Genomic DNA, 15666 nt, shown 5'->3' on the forward strand with positions numbered 1-15666 from the left:
GCGTGCGGAGAGTCCAGCCGTTCTACCGAGAGGTCCCCGCCATGCGTTCCCTGCTGACCGCCCTCGCCGTCGGTGCCGTCGTCCTCGGCACCGCCGGAGTCGCGAGTGCCGACGTGTACGTCGACTTCGAGCCGGAGGCCTCGCACACGATCGTCTTCGGCGACTGGCTCCAGTTCGCGAAGGACGACGTGTTCAACGCCGGCCACGACAACACCGTCGGCTCCGACAACTGACGCCGGTCCCGGGCGACGGCGCCGCCCTCACGCGACGGCGCCGCCCTCACGCGACGGCGCCGGCCTCCTCGTAGGGGAAGCGGGCGAGGGGGGCGTCGCCCTGGAAGAAGGTCCTGGCCCGGGCCATCGCGCCCTCGTCGGCCCGCACGCGGCCCGGCCGGGAGGCCGTTCCCGTGAGGACTCCGCCGAACCGCATCTTCAGATAGGCCGCCGAATGGCTCAGGCCAGTCACCAGGCCGTCCGCGACGACGTGGTCGTCGTCCGCCATGGCCGTCACCCCCCACAGCGTGCCGCCCGCCATGCGCTTCTTGAAGTCCGAGCCGGGCACGTTCAGCCAGCCCGACCAGTAGTCCAGGTAGCGCTTGGTCTGCGCGGAGAGGCTGTACCAGTACAGCGGCGAGACGATGACGATGTCGGTGGCCTCCACCGTGGCCCGCCGCAGCAGCTCCTCGACCTCGTCGGCCTGCCGGCCGGCGTCCTCGTGCCGGCCGTCCTGGAAGTCCGGCAGGGCCAGCCGGTTCAGGTCCACCCAGCGTCGCGGGACGTCGGCGGGCAGGTGCGCGGCGGCCTCGCGGGCCAGGATCTCGGAATTGCCGTCGGCGCGGGAGCTGCCGAGGACGAAGAGGAACGAGCGGTGCGGGCCGGGTGACTGGTCGAGGGTCATGTCCGTTGCCAACTGACCCTTCTCGGGCGGTATTCCAGCCCCATCGGTCCCGCCGATCGGCCCCATCGGCAGGACGCCCCACTGGCTCGTGGACCGGCCCCCGGCCTCTCCGTAGCGTCGTCGTCATGAGAAACGAGACCAGGGGAACCGTCGAACTCACCCTCGCCATGGTGCTCTCCGGCACCCTCGGCGTCTTCGTCGTCGAGTCCGGGGCGTCGCCCTTCGAGGTGGTGTTCTTCCGGTGCCTGTTCGGGGCCGTCGCGCTCGGGGCGTACAGCCTGGCGCGGGGGTTCTTCACCGGGCACGGCTTCACGGCGAGGAAGCTCGGGCTCGCCGCGCTCGGCGGCGTCTTCATCGTCTTCAACTGGGTGTTCCTCTTCGAGGCGTACGAGGCCACCTCGATCTCCCTCGCCACCGTCGTCTACCACACGCAGCCGTTCTTCCTGGTGCTCCTCGGGGCCGTCTTCCTGCGGGAGCGGATCTCCGCCGGGAAGCTGGGGTGGCTCGCCCTCGCCTTCGTCGGGCTCGTCCTCGTGTCCGGGGTCGGGCCCGGCGACACCGCCTCCCTCGCCGGGCTCGGGTTCGCGCTCGCCGCCGCCGTCCTCTACGCCCTCGCGACCTTCGTCACCAAGCGGATCACCGGCGTACGGCCCCATCTGATCGCCCTCGTCCAGGTCCTGGCCGGGCTGCCGCTGCTGCTGCCCTTCGTCGGCTTCGGGGGCGTCTCCGGGCTCGGGACCGGATGGTTCTGGCTCCTCGGGCTCGGGCTCATCCACACCGGGCTCATGTACGTGCTGATGTACGCCGCGTACGCCAAGCTGCCCACCGCGAAGATCGCCGTCCTCGCCTTCACCTACCCCGCCGTCGCCATGGGCGTCGACTGGGCGGTCTACGGGCACCACATCGGGCTCGTCCAGGCGCTCGGCGTCCCGCTGATCGTGCTGGCCAGCCTCAAGGTCACCCTCGCTGCTCGGACACCAGCCGCCGCGCCTGCTCCACGAACAGCCGCACGTGGGCCGGAAGCCGCTTCCCCCGCCGCCACGCGAGCTGCGTGAAGAGGGTGAACGGGGCCTCCCAGGCGAGCGGGACCAGCGTGCCGGCCGCCAGCTCCTCCGCGACCGCCACCCTCGGCAGCAGCGCCACCCCGAGGCCCGCCGCCACACCCCGCTTCGTCGCCTCGATCGTGCCGAACTCCATGAACGGCGGCGCCCACTCCCGCAGCTCCGCCTCGAAGAGGTCGCGGTACGGGCAGCCCGGCTCGGTGCCCACCAGCTGCGCCCCGGCCAGGTCCGCGCTCGTCAGGTCCGTACGCCCGACGAGGGGGTGGTCCGGGCCGGCCACCAGGACCAGCGGTTCGGGCGCGAGGACCTCCGCCTCCAGGCCCTCGTGCTCCGTCTCCGGCTCCATCAGGAACCCGACGTCGTACGTGCCCTGGCGCAGCGCCTGCCGGGTCTCGTCGCCGAGGGTGGGCCGGAGGGTCAGCCGGACCTTCGGGTAGCGGTGGTGGAAGTACTCCAGGAGCGGCGGCAGCCGGTAGGAGGTGAGGGACTCCATGGTGCCGACCGCGATCGCGCCGGAGGGCTCCTCGGTGACCGCCACCGCGGTACGGGCCTCCTCGGCCAGCTCCGCCATCCGGCGGGCGTAGGGGAGGAGCCGCTCCCCGGCCTCGGTCAGGCGGATGCGGGAGCCGAGGCGCTCGAAGAGATCGACGCCGAGCGAGGACTCCAGGGCGCGGATCTGGCTCGTGACGCTCGACTGGGCGTAGCCGAGCTCGGCGGCGGCCCGGGTGAAGGAGAGGACGTCGGCGACCTTCTCGAAGGTGGCCAGGAGCCGCAGCTCCATCAGCTCTCGGTGTCCTCGCCGGCCTTGCCCTGCTCGCGCTTCTTCAGCTCCTCCTCGCGGCGGCGCAGGTCCGCCTCCCAGTCCTTGAGGAGGGACTCGTCCTTCTTGTTCTCCTCGCGGAGGGACTTCAGGAACTCGGGGTTGTCGTCCGGGGCGACCCACTCGGAGCGGTGGTTGCGGTGCCACTCGGCGGGCGTACGGCCGCCGGCGGGGGCACGGCGCATCTTGCCGGCGGCGAACCAGACGATCGGGCCCACGATCCAGAACAGCAGGATGATGATGACCCAGACCACCTTCGGCAGGTGCTTGGCCTCGTCCTCGGGGGTGTTCAGGCAGTCGATGAAGGCATAGATCGTCAGCGCCAGCGGCAGGATGTACATCAGCGCCCTGAGCATGTGGGAGAGCCCCCTGGAAGCGGTGGCGGGGCCGGTTGCGACGGCCCCGGTGACGAGCCAAGCCTAGCCCGTGACCGATACTGGCCCCTATGGCTTACGACGATCTCCGCTCGCTGCTCAGGGCCCTGGAGCGTGAAGGCGACCTCAAGCGCATCAAGGCCGAAGTCGACCCGTACCTGGAGGTCGGGGAGATCGTCGACCGGGTGAACAAGGCGGGAGGGCCGGCGCTTCTCTTCGAGAACGTCAAGGGCTCCTCGATGCCCCTGGCGATGAACGTCTTCGGCACGGACCGCCGCCTTCTCAAGGCCCTCGGCCTCAAGTCGTACGGCGAGATCAGCGAGAAGATCGGCGGGCTCCTCAAGCCGGAGCTGCCGCACGGCTTCGTCGGGGTCCGCGAGGCCTTCGGCAAGCTGGGCTCGATGGTCCACGTGCCGCCGAAGAAGGTGAAGAGCGGGGACGCCCCCGTGCAGGAGGTCGTCCTCACCGGCGACGACGTCGACCTCGACCTCCTCCCCGCCCTCTTCACCTGGCCGAAGGACGGCGGCTCCTTCTTCAACCTGGGGCTCACCCACACCAAGCACCCCGAGACCGGTGTGCGGAACCTGGGGCTCTACCGGCTCCAGCGGCACGACAAGCGCACCATCGGCATGCACTGGCAGATCCACAAGGACAGCCGCAACCACTACGCGGTCGCGGCGGCGAAGGGCGAGCGGCTGCCGGTCGCGATCGCCTTCGGCTGCCCGCCGGCCGTCACGTACGCCTCGACGGCCCCGCTGCCCGGCGACATCGACGAGTACCTCTTCGCCGGCTTCGTGCAGGGCAAGCGGATCGAGATGGTCGACTGCAAGACCGTCCCGCTCCAGGTCCCGGCCAACGCCGAGGTCGTCGTCGAGGGCTGGCTGGAGCCCGGCGAGATGCTGCCCGAGGGTCCCTTCGGCGACCACACCGGCTTCTACACGCCGCAGGAGCCCTTCCCCGCCCTGAAGATCGACTGCATCACCATGCGGAAGCGCCCGCTGCTCCAGTCGATCGTCGTCGGCCGTCCGCCGACCGAGGACGGGCCGCTCGGCCGGGCGACGGAGCGCTTCTTCCTGCCGCTCCTCAAGATCATCGTCCCGGACATCGTCGACTACCACCTGCCGGAGTCGGGCGGCTTCCACAACTGCGCGATCGTCTCGATCGACAAGAAGTACCCGAAGCACGCGCAGAAGGTCATGCACGCCATCTGGGGCGCGCACATGATGTCGCTGACCAAGCTGATCATCGTGGTCGACAAGGACTGCGACGTCCACGACCTGCACGAGGTGTCCTGGCGGGCCCTCGGCAACACCGACTACGCCCGTGACCTGACGGTGGTGGAAGGGCCGGTCGACCACCTCGACCACGCCTCCTACCAGCAGTTCTGGGGCGGCAAGGCCGGTATCGACGCCACGAAGAAGCTGCCGGAGGAGGGCTACACCCGGGACGGCGGCTGGCCGGACATGGTGGAGTCGGACCCGGCGACGGCGGCCCTGGTGGACCGCCGCTGGAAGGAGTACGGGCTGTGACCACGGCCGCCGTACCGGGCGCCCAGCCGGGGCGCACCAAGGCGTTCCTGCGCCTCGTGATGATCGAGCACTCGGTCTTCGCGCTGCCCTTCGCCTACATCGCCTCGCTCACCGCGATGTTCCGGCTCGACCGGAACATCCACTGGTGGACGCTCTTCCTCGTCACCGTCTGCATGGTGGGCCTGCGGACCTTCGCCATGGCCTGCAACCGGATCATCGACCGCGAGATCGACGCGCGCAATCCGCGGACGGCGGGGCGGGAGCTGGTGACCGGCGCGGTGTCCGTGCGCTCCGCGTGGACCGGGGCCGGCATCGCCGTCGTCGTCTTCCTCGGCGCCGCCGCGCTGCTCAACCCGCTCTGCCTGGCGCTCGCGCCGCTCGCCGTCATCCCGATGGTCGTCTACCCGTACGGGAAGAGGTTCACGAACTTCCCGCACGCGATCCTGGGCCTCGCCCAGTCCATCGGCCCGATCGGCGCCTGGCTCGCGGTGACGGGGGAGTGGTCCTGGGACGCGGTGATCCTGGGCCTCGCCGTCGGCATCTGGATCGGCGGCTTCGACCTGATCTTCGCCTGCCAGGACGTGCAGGCGGACCGGGCGCACGGCGTCATGTCCGTCCCGGCCCGCTTCGGTGTGCCGGCCGCGCTGTGGGGCGCCCGCGCCTCGGCGGTCGTGACGACCGGTCTCCTCGTCTGGTACGCCGTGGCGACGGAGGCGGGCCTCTTCTTCTGGGCCGGTCTGGTGATCGTGGTCGTCGCCTTCTGCTACGAGCACACGATCGTGAAGCCGCACGACCTGTCCCGTCTGAACAGGGCCTTCTTCACGACGAACGGCTTCATCGGGATCAGCCTGTTCGTGTGCGCGCTGCTCGACCTGCTGGTCCGCGGGCTCACTCCGTAGGCCCGGCCGATGGCGGATAGGCTCGCAGGCATGAACGACGGCAAGCGCACCCCGTGGATCGTGGGGGTTTCCGGAGCGTCGGGTACGCCGTACGCCGCCGCCGTCCTGAGGGGGCTGCTCGACGCGGGGGAGAGCGTCGACCTCGTCGTGTCGCGGGCCTCCCGGCTGACGCTGCTCGACGAGACGGGGATCTCCTTCCGGGACGCGCACTGGCGCGAGGACCTGGCGGCGTGGCTCGCGCGGGGCGCGGACGGGAAGCCGGACACGTTCGACGTCTCCGGTGCCCTGGACGACGTGCGGTACTGGGCTGCCGGGGATCTGGCCGCGGGGCCGTCCTCCGGCTCGTACCCGGCGAAGGGGATGCTGGTGGTGCCGGCCTCGACCGCGGCGGTGGCGGGAGTGGCACTCGGGCTCTCGAAGGACCTGCTGCAGCGGGTCGCGAGCGTGACGCTGAAGGAGCGGCGTCCGCTGGTGGTCGCGGTGCGGGAGACCCCGCTGAACGGACAGACGCTCAAGCACATGGTGGCGCTGGACGAGGCGGGCGCCGTGGTGCTGCCCGCCTCTCCGGCGTTCTACGCGGGGGCGACGCACATCCAGGATCTGGTGGACTTCGTCGCCGGGCGGGTGCTCGACGCGGCAGGGGTGCCGCACGAGCTGTACCGCCGTTGGGAGGGTGAGCTCGGTGGAGCCACCCGTTCTGATTAGCGCTTCTTGGCGCGCTTCTTCGCGGCGCGCTTCGAGGCGGCGGTCGGCTGGTGGGCACGCGAGCGGTTGGCCAGGTCCTGCAGCTCGCGCATGCGTGCGTAGGCCATCTCGATCGTGTACACGGTGAACACCACTCCTGAAAGATCGTCTTTGATCTGCTGAAAGATTCACAGGGCGTCTCCCCTGTGTACCTTAGATTCTATACCTAAACTCGCGGTATCGCTGGACAATGGAAGGCTTCATACCTATGGACGCCGTGGACAGGCAGCTCATCCAGGCTCTGCGCGAGAACGGCCGTGCCTCGTACGCCGAGCTCGGCCGGCTCGTCGGGCTCTCCGGCCCCTCCGTCACCGACCGCATCAACCGCCTTGAGGCCGCCGGGGTCATCACCGGCTACCGCGCCACCGTCGACGCCGCCTCGCTCGGCCTCGGCGTCACCGCCCTCATCGGCATCTCGCTCTCCGACGCCGCCGACCACGAGGACGTGGCCCGCCGGCTCAAGGACCTCGCCGAGATCGAGGACTGCTGGTTCATCGCCGGCGACGACTCCTTCATGCTCAAGGTGCGCGCGAACGACGTCGACGGCCTGGAGAAGACGATCCGCCGGCTCTCCGGCACCAAGGGCGTCTCCCGCACCCGTACGACGATCGTGCTCTCCACCAAGTGGGAGAACCGGGTCGGGGAGCTGCCCGAAGAGGGCTGACGCGAAGCGGCAATGGGGGTACCTCCCGCCCGAAGGGTGGGGGAGTACGGTGGTCAAGCCTGAAATCGGAGACAAAGGGAGGCGGCCGGAGATGGACGCTGGGCTCAAGCGGGAGCTGGAGCAGAAGGTCCGGGACGGTGAGCGGCTGAGCCGTGAGGACGGCATCGCCCTGTACGAGTCCGACGACCTCGCCTGGCTCGGCGGTCTGGCCCACGAGGTCCGGACCCGCAAGAACGGCGACGTGGTCCACTTCAATGTCAACCGGCATCTGAACATGACCAACGTCTGCACCGCCTCCTGCGCCTACTGCTCCTTCCAGCGCAAGCCGGGCGAGAAGGACGCGTACACCATGCGCATCGAGGAGGCCGTGCGCCTCGCGAAGGCGATGGAGAACGAGAACCTCACCGAGCTCCACATCGTCAACGGGCTGCACCCCAACCTGCCCTGGCGCTACTACCCGCGCTCCCTCTCCGAGCTCAAGAAGGCCCTGCCGAACGTCTCCCTCAAGGCGTTCACGGCCACCGAGATCCACCACTTCGAGACGATCTCCGGCCTCTCCGCCTCCGAGATCCTCGACGAGCTGATCGAGGCCGGTCTGGAGTCCCTGACCGGCGGCGGCGCCGAGATCTTCGACTGGGAGGTCCGGCAGCACATCGTGGACCACCGCACCCACTGGGAGGACTGGTCCCGGATCCACCGGCTCGCCCACGAGAAGGGGCTCAAGACCCCCTCGACCATGCTCTACGGGCACATCGAGGAGCCGCGCCACCGCGTGGACCACGTGCTGCGGCTCCGTGAGCTCCAGGACGAGACCGGCGGCTTCCAGGTCTTCATCCCGCTGCGCTACCAGCACGACTTCGTGGACATGCAGGACGGCAAGGTCCGCAACAAGCTCCAGGCGCGCACCACGATGGCGACCGGCGCCGAGGCCCTGAAGACCTTCGCGGTCTCCCGGCTCCTCTTCGACAACGTGCCGCACGTCAAGGTCTTCTGGGTCATGCACGGCGTCCAGACGGCGCAGCTGGCGCTCCAGCACGGCGCCGACGACATGGACGGCTCGGTCGTCGAGTACAAGATCACGCACGACGCCGACAACTACGGCACGCCGAACAAGCTGGGCCGCGAGGACCTGCTCGAACTGATCCGTGACGCGGGCTTCCGGCCGGTCGAGCGGAACACGCGGTACGAGATCATCCGCGAGTACGCGGGCCCGGACGCGGACCGGCGCGAGACGCCGCAGGCCATGCGGTTCTGACGACGCGGCTTCGTGACGGAAGGGCCGGCGGGATCTCCCGCCGGCCCTTCCGCCGTCTCAGGCGAGGGGCAGCAGCATGATGATGTCGTCGCGGTCGTCGCCGGGCGCGACCCGGATCGCGTCGGGGACGCGGCCGACCTCCTTGTAGCCGGACTTGGCGTAGAAGCCGTCGACGCCGGTGCCGCCGCGGCAGGTCAGCCGGATCGCCTCGATCGCCTCGAAGCCCCCGGCGGTACGGGCGGTGTGCTCGACCGCCGCCATGAGGTCGCGGCCGTACCCCCTGCCCTGGTGCCGGGGGTGGACCATCACGGTGTAGAGCCACACCCAGTGGGTCATCAGCGGGTGGGTGTTGAAGGTGAAGAAGGCGGTCGCGGCGACCCGGCCGTCCTCGTCGCGGCCGACGAGGAGGCGGGTGCCGCCCTCGCTCATCGCGACGAGGTGCTTGAGCAGGGCGGGACGTATCTCCTCGGGGGTCACCGGGGGTACAAAGCCGACGGCGCCGCCCGCGTTGGAGACGTCGGCCCAGAGGGAGAGCACGCCGTCGCGCAGGGCGGGGTCGACTGCCGGGTCCACCTCGAACGTAAGGGTCATTGAGCAAGCTTATCTATTACTTCCGGGGTGCTCAAGAGGCCCGGTCCCGGGTCGCCGGCCGTCGCGTGCTTCACTGGAGGACGTTCGCCCCCTCAGGGGAACTTCGGGATCTTTCGGAACGGAAGAGTGGACTGACATGCTCCGCTACACGCTGATGCGGCTCGGGATCTTCGCCGGGTGCTTCCTCGCCCTGTGGGGTCTCGTCTACGTCGGCGTGCTCCCGCGCGGCCTGGGCGACTCGAACCTGCTCTGGGTCCTCGTCCTCTCCATCGTCGTCTCCGCCCCGCTGAGCTTCGTCCTCCTGCGCAAGGTGCGGGACGAGGCGAGCGCCGAGGTCGTGGCGAAGGTCGACCGCGCGAAGAGCCGGCTGAACGCTAACCGCTCCCAGGAGGACGCGCTGTAGACGCATAAGGGCTGCGTAAGCTTCCTCACAGGCGTCACACCCCAGGCAGGGCCTTCCAAGGCTCCGGCCTGGGGTGTTCTGCGTTTCGGAGGCGAAAGGGTGCCTCTGCACCTCAAAGAAGGGCTTTGAGGTTCTCAAAGTTCAAGTGTTAACGTGTTCGACGTGAAGACAGCAGTGCGCCCCTCTCATGTCGCGAGCACCCCGCTCGTGGCGCGCCTGCACGTCGATCTCTGCCGCTGTATGTCCGCGGTCTGTTGCCGCGCGCTCTGATCCGGCATCATGCAGCGGCCCGCGCCCGAGCGCGTGTGTGCCGCACCCCCGTCCCGTATTGCCCGATACGCACCTGTGGAGTGTGCCTGTGTCCGCGTCCGCGTCCGAGACGAAGTCCCCGGCTTCCTCGCGCATACCGAAGGTCCCCTTCTGGGCCCAGATCATCGCCGGTCTGGCCCTCGGCGCCCTGCTCGGCTGGGTCGCCCGCAGCCAGGACGTCTCCTGGCTGAAGGAGACCCTAGGCCAGATCGGCGACATCTTCGTCCAGCTGCTCAAGCTGGCCGTCGCCCCGCTCGTCTTCTTCGCGATCCTGGTCTCGATCACCAACCTGCGGAAGGTGAACAACGCCGCCCGGCTCGCCACCCGCACCCTGCTCTGGTTCATGATCACCTCGCTGATCGCGGTCGGCATCGGCCTCGCGATCGGCCTCCTCACCAACCCGGGCGCCGGCACCGGCCTCACCCCGCAGGACGGCAAGCTGCCGAAGCGCGAGGGCTCCTGGATCGACTTCCTCACCGGCATCATCCCGACGGACGTCATCACGCCCTTCACCGAGCTGAACGTCCTCCAGATCGTCTTCATGGCCGCCGTCGCCGGCATCGCCGCCCTCAAGCTCGGCGACCGCGCCAAGCCGATCCTCACCCTCTCCGAGTCGGTCCTGGAGCTCCTCCAGAAGGCCCTGTGGTGGGTCATCCGCCTCGCCCCGCTCGGCACCGTCGGCCTCATCGGCTTCGCCATCGCCGACTACGGCTGGGACCTGATCGGCAAGTACGCGACCTTCACCGCCGACATCTACATCGGCTGCGCCCTGGTCCTCTTCGGCGTCTACCCGCTGCTGCTCGCCACGGTCGCCAAGGTCAACCCGCTCCAGTTCTACAAGGGCGCCTGGCCCGCCATCCAGCTGGCCTTCGTCTCCCGCTCCTCGGTCGGCACCATGCCGGTCACCCAGAAGGTCACCGAGCGCCTCGGCGTCCCGAAGGAGTACGCCTCCTTCGCCGTCCCGTTCGGCGCCACCACCAAGATGGACGGCTGCGCCGCGATCTACCCGGCGCTCGCCGCGATCTTCATCGCGCAGATCTTCGACGTGCAGCTCGGCATCGGCGACTACCTGCTGATCGCCTTCGTCTCGGTCATCGGCTCGGCGGCCACCGCCGGCCTCACCGGCGCGACGGTCATGCTCACCCTGACCCTCTCCACCCTGGGCCTCCCCCTGGAGGGCGTCGGCCTCCTGATGGCGATCGACCCGATCCTGGACATGATGCGCACGGCCACGAACGTCGCGGGTCAAGCGCTGATCCCGGTGATCGTCTCCGCCCGGGAGAAGATCCTCGACCACACCGCGTACGAGAACGCCTCGGCCTCCCCGATCGACGACCTGGTCGAGATCGGCGAGAAGGACCAGAAGGTCGCGGTCACGGCCGCCGCCTGATCCGGCCGACCGTCTCGAACGGCCCCGAGCGCCTCCGTGCCCCCTGCCCCGTCCGGGCAGGGGGCACGTACGCTTCTGCGGGGCATCCAATGGATCTTGGAAGCAGGGGTGGGCGCCATGGCCGGTGGGGCGAAGGCGCGGCGGTTGCCGCGGGTGGTGCGGGAGCGGCAGATGCTGGACGCGGCCGTGCTGAGTTTCGCTCGGCACGGGTACCAGGCGGCGTCCATGGACGAGATCGCCGAGCTGGCGGGGGTGTCCAAGCCGCTGGTGTATCTGTATCTGAACTCCAAGGAGGAGCTCTTCACCGCGGTCATCCGGCGGGAGGCCGGTGCGCTGCTCGGGGCCGTGGCCGCCGGGGTCGGGGTCGGGGGGCCCGAGGTGCCGCCCGACGAGCGGCTCTGGGCGGGGCTGCTCGCCTTCTTCACGTACGCCGCCGAGCACCCGGACTCGTGGGTGGTGCTGAGCCGGCAGGCGCGGACGCAGGGGGAGCCGTTCGCCGGGGAGGCGGCGCGGATGCGTGACGGGATCGTGCGCTTCGTGGCCGGGCTGATCGGGGAGGCCGCGGCGGGCGTGGAGGGGGGCGGGGGCATCACCCCGCGGGACGTGGACGCGCTCGCGCAGGCGCTGGTGGGGGCGGCCGAGTCGCTGGCCGGCTGGGCGAACGAGACCCCCGGGGTGACGGCGAAGGAGGCCGCCGCGACGCTGATGAACTTCGCCTGGGCCGGGCTCGGAAACCTCATGAAAAGCGAGCGCTGGTCTCCCCGTTGAGCCTTACCGCGCAGTAAGGTTACCGACTGGTCAAGGGATCGCAGGGCTCAACGTACCGACGCACGACCTCAGTTCATCGCGCAGACCGAGGAGCCGCACGTGTCCGTCGTCACCGCCGCATCCGACACCGAGCCGGTCGAGCCGCAGAAGGTCGTGGTGGACGGGCGGGTGCGGGAAGTGTCCGTGCCCGCGCTCGTCCCCCGGGTGGCCCGCGGCTCGCTCGCCGACCTGCCGTACGACAACGCCCGGCAGGATCCCGAGGCCGTCCTCTTCTCCCGGAAGGACGCCGAGGGCGCGTGGCACGACGTGACCGCCGCCCGCTTCGCCGCCGAGGTGCACTCCGTCGCCAAGGGCCTCATCGCCTACGGACTGCGCCCCGGCGACCGGCTGGCCCTCATGGCCCGCACCACCTACGAGTGGACCCTGATCGACTTCGCCGCCTGGGCCGCCGGGCTCGTCACCGTCCCCGTCTACCCCACGTCCTCCGCCTTCCAGACCCGCTGGATCCTCCAGGACTCCGGGGCCGCGGCCTGTGTCGTCGAGGACGCGGAGCAGGCGCGGCTCGTCTCCGCCGAGCGGCGTCAGCTGCCCGGCCTCGCCCACCTCTGGGCCCTCGACACCGGCGCCGTCGACCAGCTCCGCAGGGCGGGCGCCCGGGTCTCCGACGAGGCGGTCACCTCCCGCCGGGGGCTGCTCACCCCGGCGACCCTCGCCACCCTCATCTACACCTCCGGCACCACGGGCCGGCCGAAGGGCTGCGCCCTCACCCACGCCAACTTCTTCGCCGAGGTCGACAACGCCGTCCGGCTCCTCCATCCCGTCTTCGTCTCGGAGAGCAAGGAGCCCGCCGCCACCCTCCTCTTCCTGCCGCTCTCCCACGTCTTCGGGCGGATGGTCGCCGTCGGCTGCGTCCGTGCCCGCGTCCGGGTCGGGCACGCGCCCTCCGTCGAGGGCGAGGAGCTCCTCACCGACCTGGCCGCCTTCCGGCCCACCTTCCTCCTGGCGATCCCGTACGTCCTGGAGAAGGTCTTCAACAAGGCCCGCGCCACCGCCGAACGCGGCGGGAAGGCCGCCGCCTTCGACCGGGCCGCGCGGGTCGCCCGCCGCTACGGGCAGGCGGCCTCGCCCTCGCTCCCCCTGCGGGCCGCGCGGGCGCTGTACGACCCGCTGGTCTACCGGCGGATCCGCAGCGCGCTCGGGGGCCGGGTGAAGTACGTGATCTGCGGCGGCTCCCCGCTCGGTGCCCGGCTCGCCGAGTTCTTCGCGGGCGCCGGGGTCGAGGTCTTCGAGGGGTACGGCCTGACGGAGACCACGGCCGCCTCGACGGTGACCCCGCCGCGCCGGCCGCGCACCGGGACCGTCGGCTGGCCGCTGCCGGGCACGGCGGTCCGGATCGCCGACGACGGCGAGGTCTGGCTCAGGGGCGGTCACGTCTTCGCCGGCTACTGGGACGCACAGCGCGGGGTGGCCCTGCCGTACACCGACGACGGCTGGTTCCCCACGGGGGACCTGGGCTCGCTCGACGCGGACGGCTATCTGCGGATCACCGGGCGGAAGAAGGACATCCTCATCACGTCGGCGGGCAAGAACATCGCTCCCGCTCCGCTGGAGGACTGGCTCCGGGCCCATCCGCTGGTCGCCCAGTGCATGGTGCTGGGCGACGACCGCCCGTACGTGACGGCCCTGATCACCCTGGACCACGAGGGTCTGACGCACTGGCGGCGGATGCGGCGCAAGGACCATCTGGCGCTCTGGGAGCTGGCCCGGGACCCGGAGCTGCTCGCCGCGCTCCAGCGGGGGGTGGACGACGCCAACCGGCTGGTCTCGCGGGCCGAGTCGATCCGTGCCTTCCGGGTCCTGAGCACCGAGTTCTCGGAGTCCTCGGGACATCTGACGCCGTCCCTGAAGCTCAAACGGCGGGCGGTGCTGCGGGACTTCGCCCGGGACATCGAGGAGATGTACGGCTCCGGGGCCGAATAGGGCTCAGGGCCAGAGGAGTTCGCGGGTCCAGCCCGCGTCCGGGGAGGCCGTGCGGCGGTAGCGGAGGCGGAGGTGGCGGCGGCGGGCGTCGCCCTGGAAGAACTCGACCTCGGTCGGTTCGACCACGTACAGGGTCCAGCTGGGGGCGGGGGCGTCCGGTTCCGCCTCGGCCCGGAGCCAGGCCGCCTCGCTCGCCTCGGCGAGGGTCCCGGGGGAGTCGAGGACCTCGCTCTGCCGGCCCACGAGCGCGGCGGCGAGGGCGCCGGTGGTGCGGGCGTGGAGGTCCTCGTACGCCTCCTCGGGGGTGCCGGTGGTGACGTGGCCGCGGATCCGGACCTGGCGGCCCTGGACCGGCCAGTAGAAGCCGAGCGCGGCCTCGGGGCGGGCGGCGAGCTGGCGGCCCTTGGCGCTGCCGGCGTGCGAGGCGAAGTGCCAGCCGCGCGCGTCGGCGTCGTGCAGCATCACGGTGCGGACGTCGGGCCTGCCGTCCTCGTCCGCGGTGGCCAGGGAGAGGGTGTGGGGCTCGGTCTGGCCGGCGGCGACCGCCGCCGTGAACCAGTCGTGGAAGAGGGGGAGCGGCTCGGGCGGGGCGCTCGCCGGGTCGAAGGACGGCAGTGCGGTGTCCCAGACCCGGAGGGAGCGGAGGGCGTGGTGGAAGTCGGTCATGCGGTCACGGTAGGGCGTGCGGTGGTGCGGGCGGCGGCCGGTGCCGTGTAGTCGACCAGCGGGACCGCGTTGGCCGCGGCCTGGATGTCGTCGCGGATCTTCTTCGCGATGAGGTTCTTCCAGGGGGTCCTGGGCAGGGTCCGGACCATGAACATGCGCAGGGCGATCTTCCACTTGGAGGCGACGGTCATCTCCTTGACGAAGCCCTCGGCCATCTTCTGGTTCTGCTCGACGCCCGGTCGCATGTGCCGCTCGTAGCGGGCGAAGGCCACGGTGTGGTCGCCGCCGGCGCGGGCCAGTTCGCCGGCCAGGACGTAGGCGCCGATGAGGGCGAGGCCGGTGCCCTGTCCTGAGGCGGGGGAGGCGCAGTGGGCGGCGTCGCCGAGGAGGACGACGCGGCCGCGGGACCAGCTGTCCATCTCGACGAGGGACATGGAGTCGAGGTAGAAGTCGTCGGCTTCGGCGGCGTGGCCGAGGAGCCGGGGGATCTCCCAGCCGTCGCCGGTGAAGGTGTCGGTGAGGGCGCGCTTCTGCGCGGTGACGTCCCGGGGGTCGTGGGCGAGTTCGGGCGAGGAGAAGACGAAGAGGTTCTTGGCGTCGGTCTCGCCGGAGGAGCTGTAGACGCAGACCAGCTTCCCGGGGAGCGCGTGGTAGGTCTCCCAGCGGTCCAGGCCGAGGTGGTTGGGGGCGGTGAAGATGGAGATGTACGCGCCGAGGTGGCGCTTGTAGCGCTCCTCCGGGCCGAAGGCGAGCTTCCGGGTGTTCGAGTGGAGGCCGTCGGCGCCGACGACCAGGTCGAAGCGGCGGACGGTGCCGCTCTCGAAGGTGACGGTGACGCCGTCGGCGTCCTCGGCGAGGGCGGCGATGGAGTCGCCGAAGACGTATTCGACGTCCTGGCGGGTGCGGTCGTACAGGATGCGGGCGAGTTCGCCGCGCATGATCTCGTCGTCCTCCTCGACGCGCCCGCCGAAGATGTCGGCGGGGAGTTCGCCGACGGTGCGGCCGGCGTCGTCGACGTACGAGCCGCCGCGCATGTCGGTGGAGTGGGCGCGGATCTCGTCGAGGACGCCCATCCGGCGGCAGACCTCGATGGCGGTGCCGCGGATGTCGACCTTGTAGCCGCCGGTGCGCAGTTCGGGGGCGCGCTCGACGACGGTGGGGGTGAAGCCGTAGCGGTGGAGCCAGAGGGCGAGGGCGGGGCCGGCGACGGAGGCGCCGGAGATCAGGACGGTCTTGGCGGCGGTCTTCGAGGTGCTGTTCACGGCAGGACTCCTTGTCGGGTGTCTGCGGGCCGTTCCCCTGCCCGCAGACATGAC

18 protein-coding genes are annotated in these 15666 nt (G+C 70.7%); 11 read left to right on the top strand and 7 right to left on the bottom strand.

The window, feature by feature from the left end; translation table 11 throughout:
- The first annotated feature begins 41 nt into the window (after positions 1 to 41).
- Entirely contained in the window at positions 42 to 233 is a 192-nt protein-coding gene (locus IE237_RS35630) for a hypothetical protein (protein WP_189806320.1), read from the top strand.
- Between the two features lie 46 nt (positions 234 to 279).
- Here the strand turns inward: IE237_RS35630 and IE237_RS35635 are convergent, their stop codons facing one another.
- Positions 280 to 897 carry a flavodoxin family protein gene (locus IE237_RS35635; protein WP_189806417.1) on the bottom strand — a complete coding sequence of 206 codons (618 nt, stop codon included), beginning with the start codon at positions 895 to 897 and terminating at the stop codon, positions 280 to 282.
- A gap of 125 nt (positions 898 to 1022) precedes the next feature.
- On the opposite strand from IE237_RS35635, the gene IE237_RS35640 reads away from it, so the two are divergent.
- Positions 1023 to 1952, top strand: a complete 930-nt coding sequence (locus IE237_RS35640) for a DMT family transporter (RefSeq protein WP_189806321.1) — start codon at positions 1023 to 1025, stop codon at positions 1950 to 1952.
- Here IE237_RS35640 and IE237_RS35645 read toward each other — a convergent pair.
- Both IE237_RS35645 and IE237_RS35650 read right to left on the bottom strand, forming a co-directional pair.
- The gene (locus IE237_RS35645) at positions 1855 to 2739 is read right to left on the bottom strand and encodes a LysR family transcriptional regulator (protein ID WP_189806322.1); all 885 of its coding nucleotides are present in this window, start codon (positions 2737 to 2739) and stop codon (positions 1855 to 1857) included. The two genes, IE237_RS35640 and IE237_RS35645, sit on opposite strands and share 98 nt — an antisense overlap.
- A complete protein-coding gene (locus IE237_RS35650; protein ID WP_189806323.1) occupies positions 2739 to 3134 on the bottom strand; it encodes a PLD nuclease N-terminal domain-containing protein in 396 nt (131 codons plus the stop codon). Before IE237_RS35650 ends, IE237_RS35645 begins: the two co-directional genes overlap by 1 nt.
- A gap of 89 nt (positions 3135 to 3223) precedes the next feature.
- On the opposite strand from IE237_RS35650, the gene IE237_RS35655 reads away from it, so the two are divergent.
- From IE237_RS35655 to IE237_RS35665, 3 genes are read left to right on the top strand one after another with little or no spacing between them, the layout of a single operon-like run.
- The gene (locus IE237_RS35655; protein WP_189806324.1) at positions 3224 to 4681 is read left to right on the top strand and encodes a menaquinone biosynthesis decarboxylase; all 1458 of its coding nucleotides are present in this window, start codon (positions 3224 to 3226) and stop codon (positions 4679 to 4681) included.
- Positions 4678 to 5580: a menaquinone biosynthesis prenyltransferase MqnP gene (mqnP, locus tag IE237_RS35660; RefSeq protein ID WP_189806325.1), complete on the top strand. Its 903-nt coding sequence runs from the start codon at positions 4678 to 4680 to the stop codon at positions 5578 to 5580. The genes IE237_RS35655 and mqnP overlap by 4 nt, the downstream gene beginning before the upstream one ends.
- Positions 5581 to 5610: 30 nt before the next feature.
- The gene (locus IE237_RS35665; RefSeq protein ID WP_189806326.1) at positions 5611 to 6285 is read left to right on the top strand and encodes a UbiX family flavin prenyltransferase; all 675 of its coding nucleotides are present in this window, start codon (positions 5611 to 5613) and stop codon (positions 6283 to 6285) included.
- Here IE237_RS35665 and IE237_RS35670 read toward each other — a convergent pair.
- Positions 6282 to 6419, bottom strand: coding sequence for a hypothetical protein (locus IE237_RS35670; protein ID WP_189806327.1), 138 nt, complete (start codon positions 6417 to 6419; stop codon positions 6282 to 6284). The genes IE237_RS35665 and IE237_RS35670 overlap by 4 nt on opposite strands.
- A gap of 113 nt (positions 6420 to 6532) precedes the next feature.
- Between IE237_RS35670 and IE237_RS35675 the strand changes: the two genes are divergently transcribed.
- Positions 6533 to 6988 (top strand): Lrp/AsnC family transcriptional regulator, encoded by a 456-nt coding sequence (locus IE237_RS35675; RefSeq protein WP_017241016.1) that lies wholly within the window; start codon positions 6533 to 6535, stop codon positions 6986 to 6988.
- 91 nt (positions 6989 to 7079) lie between these two features.
- On the top strand, positions 7080 to 8243 hold the full coding sequence (mqnE, locus tag IE237_RS35680) for an aminofutalosine synthase MqnE (protein ID WP_189806328.1): 1164 nt from the start codon (positions 7080 to 7082) through the stop codon (positions 8241 to 8243).
- Between the two features lie 57 nt (positions 8244 to 8300).
- Here the strand turns inward: mqnE and IE237_RS35685 are convergent, their stop codons facing one another.
- Complete coding sequence (locus IE237_RS35685; protein ID WP_189806329.1) at positions 8301 to 8834, bottom strand: GNAT family N-acetyltransferase; 534 nt, start codon at positions 8832 to 8834, stop codon at positions 8301 to 8303.
- Between the two features lie 136 nt (positions 8835 to 8970).
- Here IE237_RS35685 and IE237_RS35690 point away from each other — a divergent pair, with 136 nt between their 5' ends.
- The 4 genes from IE237_RS35690 to IE237_RS35705 all read left to right on the top strand — a co-directional run bounded on the left by IE237_RS35690 (position 8971) and on the right by IE237_RS35705 (position 13684).
- On the top strand, positions 8971 to 9237 hold the full coding sequence (locus IE237_RS35690; RefSeq protein ID WP_189806330.1) for a DUF4229 domain-containing protein: 267 nt from the start codon (positions 8971 to 8973) through the stop codon (positions 9235 to 9237).
- A 358-nt stretch (positions 9238 to 9595) separates the two neighbouring features.
- Positions 9596 to 10936 carry a dicarboxylate/amino acid:cation symporter gene (locus tag IE237_RS35695; protein WP_189806331.1) on the top strand — a complete coding sequence of 447 codons (1341 nt, stop codon included), beginning with the start codon at positions 9596 to 9598 and terminating at the stop codon, positions 10934 to 10936.
- A gap of 117 nt (positions 10937 to 11053) precedes the next feature.
- Positions 11054 to 11704: a TetR/AcrR family transcriptional regulator gene (locus IE237_RS35700; RefSeq protein WP_189806418.1), complete on the top strand. Its 651-nt coding sequence runs from the start codon at positions 11054 to 11056 to the stop codon at positions 11702 to 11704.
- 99 nt (positions 11705 to 11803) lie between these two features.
- Complete coding sequence (locus tag IE237_RS35705) at positions 11804 to 13684, top strand: AMP-dependent synthetase/ligase (protein WP_189806332.1); 1881 nt, start codon at positions 11804 to 11806, stop codon at positions 13682 to 13684.
- A 3-nt stretch (positions 13685 to 13687) separates the two neighbouring features.
- Here the strand turns inward: IE237_RS35705 and IE237_RS35710 are convergent, their stop codons facing one another.
- The gene (locus tag IE237_RS35710; protein ID WP_189806333.1) at positions 13688 to 14350 is read right to left on the bottom strand and encodes a pyridoxine/pyridoxamine 5'-phosphate oxidase; all 663 of its coding nucleotides are present in this window, start codon (positions 14348 to 14350) and stop codon (positions 13688 to 13690) included.
- Complete coding sequence (locus tag IE237_RS35715) at positions 14347 to 15612, bottom strand: FAD-dependent monooxygenase (protein WP_229843883.1); 1266 nt, start codon at positions 15610 to 15612, stop codon at positions 14347 to 14349. Before IE237_RS35715 ends, IE237_RS35710 begins: the two co-directional genes overlap by 4 nt.
- Positions 15613 to 15666: the final 54 nt, after the last annotated feature.

Origin of the sequence: Streptomyces tanashiensis (assembly GCF_014648895.1) — a bacterium.
In the GTDB taxonomy this organism is placed as follows: domain Bacteria; phylum Actinomycetota; class Actinomycetes; order Streptomycetales; family Streptomycetaceae; genus Streptomyces; species Streptomyces tanashiensis.